Annotated in this window: 9 protein-coding genes and 2 pseudogenes; 5 read left to right on the top strand and 6 right to left on the bottom strand. The window is 67.9% G+C overall.

Annotated features, from left to right (window positions below; all coding sequences use genetic code 11):
* Window positions 1–30 precede the first annotated feature (30 nt).
* From C1I98_RS45855 to C1I98_RS45865, 3 genes and pseudogenes are all read right to left on the bottom strand, one after another.
* On the bottom strand, window positions 31–246 hold the full coding sequence (locus C1I98_RS45855) for a DsbA family oxidoreductase (RefSeq protein ID WP_368773551.1): 216 nt from the start codon (window positions 244–246) through the stop codon (window positions 31–33).
* Between the two features lie 139 nt (window positions 247–385).
* A pseudogene (locus tag C1I98_RS45860) lies at window positions 386–526 on the bottom strand (DsbA family protein); the annotation flags it as partial.
* A gap of 145 nt (window positions 527–671) precedes the next feature.
* Window positions 672–920, bottom strand: a pseudogene (locus C1I98_RS45865) (transposase); the annotation flags it as partial.
* Between the two features lie 237 nt (window positions 921–1,157).
* Between C1I98_RS45865 and C1I98_RS31180 the strand changes: the two are divergent.
* On the top strand, window positions 1,158–2,387 hold the full coding sequence (locus C1I98_RS31180; RefSeq protein WP_158558252.1) for a cytochrome P450: 1,230 nt from the start codon (window positions 1,158–1,160) through the stop codon (window positions 2,385–2,387).
* 198 nt (window positions 2,388–2,585) lie between these two features.
* Window positions 2,586–2,843, top strand: coding sequence for a hypothetical protein (locus C1I98_RS40815; RefSeq protein ID WP_146607747.1), 258 nt, complete (start codon window positions 2,586–2,588; stop codon window positions 2,841–2,843).
* Between the two features lie 740 nt (window positions 2,844–3,583).
* On the opposite strand, the gene C1I98_RS31185 is transcribed toward C1I98_RS40815, so the two are convergent.
* The 3 genes from C1I98_RS31185 to C1I98_RS31195 form a co-directional block, all read right to left on the bottom strand.
* The gene (locus C1I98_RS31185; RefSeq protein ID WP_111170955.1) at window positions 3,584–4,189 is read right to left on the bottom strand and encodes a TetR/AcrR family transcriptional regulator; all 606 of its coding nucleotides are present in this window, start codon (window positions 4,187–4,189) and stop codon (window positions 3,584–3,586) included.
* A gap of 27 nt (window positions 4,190–4,216) precedes the next feature.
* Entirely contained in the window at window positions 4,217–5,752 is a 1,536-nt protein-coding gene (locus C1I98_RS31190; protein ID WP_111170956.1) for an MFS transporter, read from the bottom strand.
* A gap of 161 nt (window positions 5,753–5,913) precedes the next feature.
* On the bottom strand, window positions 5,914–6,573 hold the full coding sequence (locus C1I98_RS31195) for a TetR/AcrR family transcriptional regulator (RefSeq protein ID WP_111170957.1): 660 nt from the start codon (window positions 6,571–6,573) through the stop codon (window positions 5,914–5,916).
* A 99-nt stretch (window positions 6,574–6,672) separates the two neighbouring features.
* Here C1I98_RS31195 and C1I98_RS45410 point away from each other — a divergent pair, with 99 nt between their 5' ends.
* The 3 genes from C1I98_RS45410 to C1I98_RS31205 all read left to right on the top strand — a co-directional run bounded on the left by C1I98_RS45410 (window position 6,673) and on the right by C1I98_RS31205 (window position 7,902).
* Complete coding sequence (locus tag C1I98_RS45410; protein ID WP_306461931.1) at window positions 6,673–6,927, top strand: serine hydrolase domain-containing protein; 255 nt, start codon at window positions 6,673–6,675, stop codon at window positions 6,925–6,927.
* A complete protein-coding gene (locus C1I98_RS45415; protein ID WP_306461932.1) occupies window positions 6,921–7,202 on the top strand; it encodes a hypothetical protein in 282 nt (93 codons plus the stop codon). Before C1I98_RS45410 ends, C1I98_RS45415 begins: the two co-directional genes overlap by 7 nt.
* A gap of 319 nt (window positions 7,203–7,521) precedes the next feature.
* A complete protein-coding gene (locus C1I98_RS31205) occupies window positions 7,522–7,902 on the top strand; it encodes a winged helix-turn-helix transcriptional regulator (RefSeq protein WP_111170958.1) in 381 nt (126 codons plus the stop codon).
* Window positions 7,903–7,999 lie beyond the last annotated feature (97 nt).

The raw sequence follows: 7,999 nt of genomic DNA on the forward strand, positions 1-7,999 counted from the left end.
CCACGATCTGAAGCCCGCCCCTGGCCCCGCTCATGACACACGCTCACTCGGCACCGGCCCGGCCACCTGCTCCAGCAACTGGGCATAGACGGCGACCTTCTGGGCACCCGGGGCCGCCACCCGGCGGCCGAGGACAACGAATGGGACGCCAGTGGCGCCCAGCTCCAGACCCTCGCGGCGGTCGGCGCGCACGCGGTCGGCGTACTCGTCGCCCGCGAGGATCTCGCGGACTCGCCGCCCGTCCAGCCCGGCCGACTACGCGACGCCTGCCAGAGCGTCCGAGTCGTAGGGGTTGAGGGTGCCCGCGAAGAAGCCGTCCTGCACGTCGGAGAAGAACTCGAACCCGAGGCCCTGGTCGCCTGCGTACTACACATCGCATCCTGATCTCGAACCTGTCCGCGTCCGGGCGCTGTGAAATCGCGGCCTGGAGCCGGTGCTTTGCGACATAGCACCAAGGGCAGCCCAGGTCGGCCCACACCTCGATGACGACCTGCGACCCGTCGGGTTGCGTTACCTGCTCAGCCATCTTCTTTCCTCACCTCACTAGTAGTGCGTAACGCCATCATGAGTGAGTAATAGAGGGCTTACAAAAGGCACTTTCAAGTGCGTGGGCACCGTCCGACAGGCACTACACCCTGGTCTGCGAAGAGCCCGAAAACCACGAGCGGCGATCAGGCCGCTCGCTTCCCGACAGGGTTCACAGCAACGTCAGCTTCTCCCGCAGTTCGGCCTTCTGCCGCTCCAGCTCCCGGATCTGGGCACGCTCCGGCCCCGAGATCGCCTGCCGCCCGTCCTGCCTGCTCGCCGTCCGATGCCGAATCTCCCAATTGCACTTCGAGCTTGCGCGCCACTGGTGTGACCGTCCGATCGTCCTCTAGCACCGTGTGGATGGCTTCTTCCTTGAACTCCGGCGAGAACTGCCTGCGACGTCTCGTGAGGTACCTACCTCTTCCAGACTTCTGTCAGCTTATGCAGCCACCTGTCCGGAATCTGCTGGGCGCCCCAACGTGTGCCACTGTTCTAGCACCGCTCGATTACCGATCTCTAACCTGACGCTCTCTGCAAAATTGATCACCGCTGTTCTATGGTGATCCTGGCCTGGATGCCTGCGCATCGGGCCGGCGCCCTCACCCGCCCCCTTATTAAGGATGGTTAGTATGACGTCCGATATATCCTGGGACATCAATGAGATCCGTCACCCTCTTGATCAGGACGCGCAGGGCATCAACCGGCCCCCCTTGGACATCAATCCGCTGTATCACCACATCCGAGAGACGCCGACCGGAGTGGTGGCGGTCCAGCGGGCCTCCGGACACGCGTTCTTGGTCACTCGCTGGGACGATGTGAGGTTCGTCCTCCAGGACACGCGATTCTCCCGGGAACATGCCCTAGATGTGGACGATGTCCCAGGCCTGGCCGGGACCCTCCTCGGCATGGATCCCCCCGGGCACACGGCGCTCCGGCGCCTCGTCAGCTCGTCGTTCACCGCGCGCGCGGTCGCCCGGCGACGCCCGGAGCTCATTCGCCAAGGTGATAGATTCCTCAAGGAAATGGTTGATCAAGGCGGCCCCGCTGATTTGATGAAGTGCTTCGCCCTGCCTTTTGCCTTGAACGCGATATGCGATCTGCTCGGCCTACCGGAAGAGGACCGGGAAGAATTCTACAAATGGAGCACGTCGTTCCTCGCGACATCGCATGCCACGCGCGCAGAGGCGCGTGCGTCAGGAGCCGTCATGGCGGAGTATCTCGGCACACTGATCGAGCAACGGCGCCGACAGCCCGCGGACGACCTGCTGTCACATATTGCGGCACATGCCCAGGATTTCCCTTCCGAACAGGTGATCATGCTGCCGATCGCCCTGATCATCGGTGGCTGGGAAACCACAGCTGGGAATATCGGGACTTTTACGCAGGTACTGCTAAGCCGTGCCTATCTCGGATACGAGAGCGGATTCAAATACCTGGTGCAGCACCCCGAGATGCTGAACGGTACGGTGACCGAGTTAGAGAGAATGTTCTCCAATGCCGCGGCTGATGGCATGCCCCGACGCGCCATGCATGATGTCCGGCTCCCCGGGGGAGAGTGCTTGAAGGCGGGCGACGTGGTCATTCCCTCGATGGATGCGGCCAATTATGATGGGCGGGTGTTCGACACCCCAGATCGGCTGGACTTCACTCGCGCCACCGAGGGGCGCGGGCACCTGTCATTCGGCCACGGCATCCATTACTGCATTGGCCGCCACCTCGGCCATGAAGCGGTGGTGACCGCCATCGGCCAGTTAGTGGAACACTTGCCAGAGCTGAGCCTGGCAATTGCGGCGGAATCGATCCCGCGAAAATTCGGCCATGCGGTGACCGGCCCCATCGAGCTGCCCGTCACCTGGTGATGATGTCCTCGTCATCTGCCTGACGGACACCGCCGTGCCGCAGGCTCATTAGGCTCACTGCCTGCCTCCTCGCACGCATGCCGGTGAGCCTTATCGCCCGACGCCGCCGAATGGGCCGGTCACATCACACCTCACAAACCCGACTCCGCAGAGAACACAAGGGCACTCCATAGCTCCTCTTTCACGGAGGTGATCTCCATGGGCAGCGAATGGCCGCCGTACTGGGAAGATCCGCTCATCGATCCCGACGCGCACCTCCTAGAGATTCATCCCGATCCGGATGGCAGAACTGAGGGCTGGTACGGTGCATGTGTCTGCCGCGAGTGGACCACCCAGACAACGGACGAAGGCGATGTCAAGAAAAAGTTCAACCAGCATATGAAAGATGTGCAGGCGCTGGTGCATTCCGTTGCGGCCAAGGCACATAACAGCCAGACACGTGGGCGAACGCTTTGACGATGCGAAGGCGACGCCGACTTAGCCGGCGCTATCTGTAAAGGCCGGATTATCTGGCCGGGGTGGAAGTAGCCGGGTTGATCTCGGCGCGGTAGAAGGCTTCGTATTCGGCGGGTGGTAGGTCCTGGCAGGCGCTGCGGAGGCGTCGGTTGCTGTGAGATCGACCGCTGGCGAGGTGCCCTTGGCCGGGTCCTTTCCCATCGGTCTCTTCCCGAACAGGGCATGCAAGATTCCCCGCACCCTCGCCGCCGCGAGCAGACCGCGCGCGCCGAGGCCCTGTTGGAGAGTGCGCCCGGCTGGCGGCTGAGGGCGCAGACCCTGTGGTGCTCTGCGAAGTGGTGCGGGTTGAGGATCACGAACTCGCGGGCGTGCAAGTCATAGGACGCCTCTCATTGACCGATCACGCATCGCAGGATGCCTCAGATCCTGCGAAACCGCGGAGGATGCACGGAGATCGGGCACGGCGGGCCGGCCCGCCGAAGTCGATCACGACACCCTCGCACGCACGCGCCCGCCGGCAGCGCGGCGAGCCGGTCACCTCAACATCGACCGGTTCTACCGCCCGCCCGCCGAAGACGGCGGCCCCGCCCACGCAGGCACCAACGTCGGCGTAGCGAGGTCACACCACCTGAGGTAAGCGCAGCTCGCGGCCATTTCCGACCGAAAGTTCCTCGGTGCCACCAGGGTCCCTACTGCTCGACGCGCGGCGCGATGGCGTGGGCGGCGGTTTCCCGGGTCGTTCACCCCGTGGTCTGCAACGGGCCGGTCTGGCCGATCCCGGTACCGGGGGTGGCGCCGATCGCCTGTCGCAGGACGTCGTGCGCGTAGCCGGTGTCGGCGGGAACGTTGTCGAGCAGGATGGCGGCGCAGAGCCCGTCGCAGGTCGCGACGAGCGCGGCCACGGCCTCGGGGGAGTCGGTGCAGTGCCGGGCCAGTTCGGCGACGTTCTCGCGCCATCGCCGGGCGACGGGGCGCAGGGCGGGCCGCCGGGCGGCCAGGGTGGACAGTTCGCGTTCGGCCAGGGCGCGGTCGCGGCCGGGGCCGGCGGATTCGGCGACGAGTTCGGCCAGGCCGCGCAGCTTGTCCTCACGCTCGTCGATGATGTGGCGGATGCGCGCGGTGTAGGACTCGGAGATGCTGGTCAGGGCGCCGACGAGCAGGTCGTCGAGGGTGGCGAAGTAGTACGTGCTCAGGCTGACGGTGATGCCCGCCTCCTTGGCGACGGTGCGGTGCGTCACTCCCGCCGCCCCCTCGCGCTGGATGACCGCCAGGGTGGCCTCGATGATCTCGGCTCGGCGCTTGTTGCCTCTGGCCTTGCGCCCGTCCGCGGTCTTGTCCTCGCCCATGCTCCCTCCCGTCACCAGGTTAGACGATCACGGCCCGGAGTCCCCGATCGGGCGGATGTGCCTGAGCATGAGCAGGCACAACGCGCTCACCGCCACGATCGCGGCGCCTGCGGTGAGGGCGGCGATGTTCAGGCCGGTGGTGAACGCCGCCTGCGCATCGCGGATCGTGCCCACCGGGATCCGGCCGGACAGCGCCAAGGCCCCGCCGAGGCTGTCGGTGACACGCTGGGCGATCTCCGGTGCGGCCTGTTCCGGCGCCTGGGCCCGGGAACGGTAGACGGCCGTGGCGAGGCTCCCCAGCAGTGCGACCCCCACGGCCAGGCCGAGTTCCTGCACGGTCTCCGACATCGCCGCCGCCGATCCCGACTTGGCCGCCGGCGCGGCCCCGACGACGATGTCGGTGCCCAGCGCCGCGATGGCGCCCAGGCCGAGGTAGATGAAGGCGAAGCCGCTCACGACGCCCGCCCAGCCGTCGCTGCCCGTCGTGCCGAGGAGCAGGTAGCCGATCAGGGAGAGTCCCAGTGTCGCGGCCATGACCGTTCCCGGCCGGATGCGCCTGGCCACGATCGGCGCGCCGATGGCGGCGGCGAACATCGCCAGCGCCGGTGGCCCCATCCACAGCCCGGCCTCGGCCGGGGACAGTCCTTCGACCAGTTGCAGGAACTGGGTGACCAGGTACATCGTGCCGCCCACGCCGACGAGCCCGATCAGCAGTACCGCCAGGGCGGCGGAAAAGCCGCGGTCGGCGAACAGCGTCACGTCCAGCAGGGGGGAGGCGAGCCGCAGTTGCCTGCGTACGAAGGCGGTCCCGGCCGCGGCGGCGAGCAGCGCGAGCAGTGGCGTCAGGGCGTCGATGCCGTGTGCGGCGAGGTGCTTGACGGCGTAAACCACCGGCAGGATGGCGGCCAGCGACAGGGCGACGCTGATGAGATCGATTCGGCCCTGGCCGGGCGCCGCGTACTCGGGCAGCAGCAGGCGCGCCCCGGCCAGGACGACCGCCGCCACCGGCACCGCCAGCAGGAAGGCCGCCCCCCACCAGAACCGGTCGACCAGGGCGCCGCCCACCATCGGGCCGGCGGCCATGCCGAGGGAGAACACGGTGGCCCACACGCCGATGGCCACGGCCCGCAGGCGTACGTCGGCGAACATGTTGCTGATCAGGGACAGCGTTGAGGGCATGAGCGTGGCGCCGGCGACGCCGAGCAGCGCCCGCGCCAGGATCAGCAGGCCGGCGCTCGGCGCGAACGCGGTCAGCACCGACACCGCCGCGAACGCGGTGATGCCGATCATCAGCAGGCGCCGTCTGCCGATTCGGTCTCCCAGGGTTCCCATCGTGATGAGGAACCCCGCGATGAAGAAGCCGTAGGCGTCCATGATCCACAGGGTCTCGGTGGCCGTGGGATTCAGGTCGGCGGCCATGCTCGGCGACACCAGGTACAAAACCGTGATGTCGAACCCCAGCAGCGCGGTAGGAAGCGCCAGCAGTGCCAGGCCGAGCCATTCCCGAACTCCGGCACGCTGCGGCCCGGCCTGCGTCGTGACATCTTCTCGTTGCGGGCACATATTTGAACCATAGTACAACTAGTACGATCGTTCAAACACCTGGCCGGGACCGCCGAGTACGGCACCGGCCACGAACTCGATCCCCGCGCCTGCCGGTTCATGGCTACAAGGGCGACCCGGCCATGCGGGAGAACGGCGGCCGGCGGCGACGGGCCGGCCGGCTAGCTCGGGCGGATCGCGGCCTCGATGTGGGCCAGGTGCGCGGCGAGGATCTCTTCGAACGCGGCGCGGCGGTCGGCACCGAGCGGGCGGACGTCGCGGGCGAAGTGGGTCAGGGCCGGGAAGCGTTCGGGGTCGGCGCCGAGCACCGCGACGCGGAACAGCTCCATGCCCTGTTCGTGCTCTTCGGGGGTGAGGGCGCTGATCCCCGCCTCGGAGGCGATCAATGCCGCGATCAGGACCGCGATCCGGTGGTAGTGCGCCGGGATCTCCGCATCGGGCAGCCCTGACGCGCGCAGAGCCTGCAGCATCTCCTCCATGACCAGCCGGGAGCCGATGCCGCCCGAGGCGTAGCGTCCCCACACCGCGGCGAGCTGGGGCTGCCGTCCCGACGCCTCTCGCACGCGCAGGGCCAGGGCCGTGATGCGCTGCTTCCAGTCGCCCTCGGGGTGGTAGCCGTCCATGGCGGCCACGAGGATCCGGTCGGCGACCGCGCGCAGCAGTTCGGTCTTGCTGCGGAAGTGCCGGTAGAGGCTGGAGGAGTCGGTGCCGAGCACCGCGGCGAGCTTGCGCACGCTGAACGACTCGGCGTCGCCCGTGCGCAGCAACTCCGCCGCCGTCTCCAGGATCTCCTCGGTCGACCAGCGTCTTCTGCCTGTCATCTCACCCTCTCGCCGGGCCCAGCCTAATCTATGCACTTGCTGTTGCACGCACTGCGTGCATAGTGTCGGTGTGAGCACACCGGCAATACGAAAGGACGCATGTCGGGCCTGTTCGCCGAGGTCCGCCACAGCGACCAGGTATGGCGCGGCGCGGCCGGGACCGCCGACGTGGCCACCGGCCGTCCCGTCACCGCCGACATGCGACACCGCATCGGCAGCATCACCAAGACCTTCACCGCCGCCGTGCTGCAACAGGTCGATAGCGGTCAGATCGGTCTCGACGCGCCGATCGGCCGCTACCTGCCGAAACTGGTTCCCGAGAACGCGGTGACGCGATCACGATCCGGATGCTGATCAACCACACCAGCGGCCTCGCCGAATACCTCCCCTACGCCTACCCCTCCCTCAAGGCGTTCCCCGCCCTGGCGGACACCGGGCCGCAAAGCCCCGACGACCACCGGCTGACACGGTTCGACCCCACCGAACTGATCGAACTGGGGGTCACCGCACCTGCCGCCGGCCCCCCGGGCGGTACTCCGGGGCTGTACGTGCCGGTGGACCGGCTCACCTGGCGCGCAGGGATGCTCATGCACGGCCTGGCCGCACTGCCGGTACGCACCCGCGCCTAGCTCGAACTCGCCCGCAGCCGTCTCCACCCTGGCGACACCGCCTGGCGGGCCGCACGCGAGGCGCCGGCGGCCGGCCCCAAGCCGGCCGGGCGCATCGAAGCCGAACAGGGCGGGGCCTCGGCACGTTCACCGCCCGCAGGCGTCCCCGAACGGCCTGAATGCGCCCGCCCCCATCATGGCCGGCCGCTGATCGGCCGCCCGAAGCCCATCGCGTCGATGTGATCCCGCCCGGGGGCGATGCCCGCCCATTAAGCTGGGGGAGTACCGGCGCCTGTGCCGGGTACTCACCAAAAAGCCGGCACTACCTGGAGATGGGGCCATGCCGAGACAGCCGTACCTGTGCGGGCTGGACGCCGCCGTCGACGTCGTCGGCGGCAAATGGAAAGCGCTGATCTTGTGGGCCCTCGGCGACGGCGCACCGCACCGCTTCGGCGAGCTCAAACGGCAGGTCCCCGGGGTCAGCGAGAAGATGCTGATCCAGCAGCTTCGCGAACTGGAGGCCGACGAGGTCGTCCACCGCGAGGTCTACCACCAGGTCCCGCCCAAGGTCGAATACTCCCTGACCGACCTGGGCCTTTCCCTCAACCAGGCACTCGCCCCGCTGGGGGAGTGGGGGGCCAGGCACAAGTCGTTCATCGAGGCCACCCGCACCGCCGCCGAAGCCGCCACTGAGGCCGCCACTGAAACCGCCGCCCACTGACCTGCCCACCGGCTCGCCCCACCGGCCGCGATCAGCGGGTGAACAGCTCGAACGCCACCGCCGCCACCCCGCCGAACATCGCCCATTCGGCCTTCGC

The organism is Spongiactinospora gelatinilytica, assembly GCF_003236385.1.
Taxonomy (GTDB): domain Bacteria; phylum Actinomycetota; class Actinomycetes; order Streptosporangiales; family Streptosporangiaceae; genus Spongiactinospora; species Spongiactinospora gelatinilytica.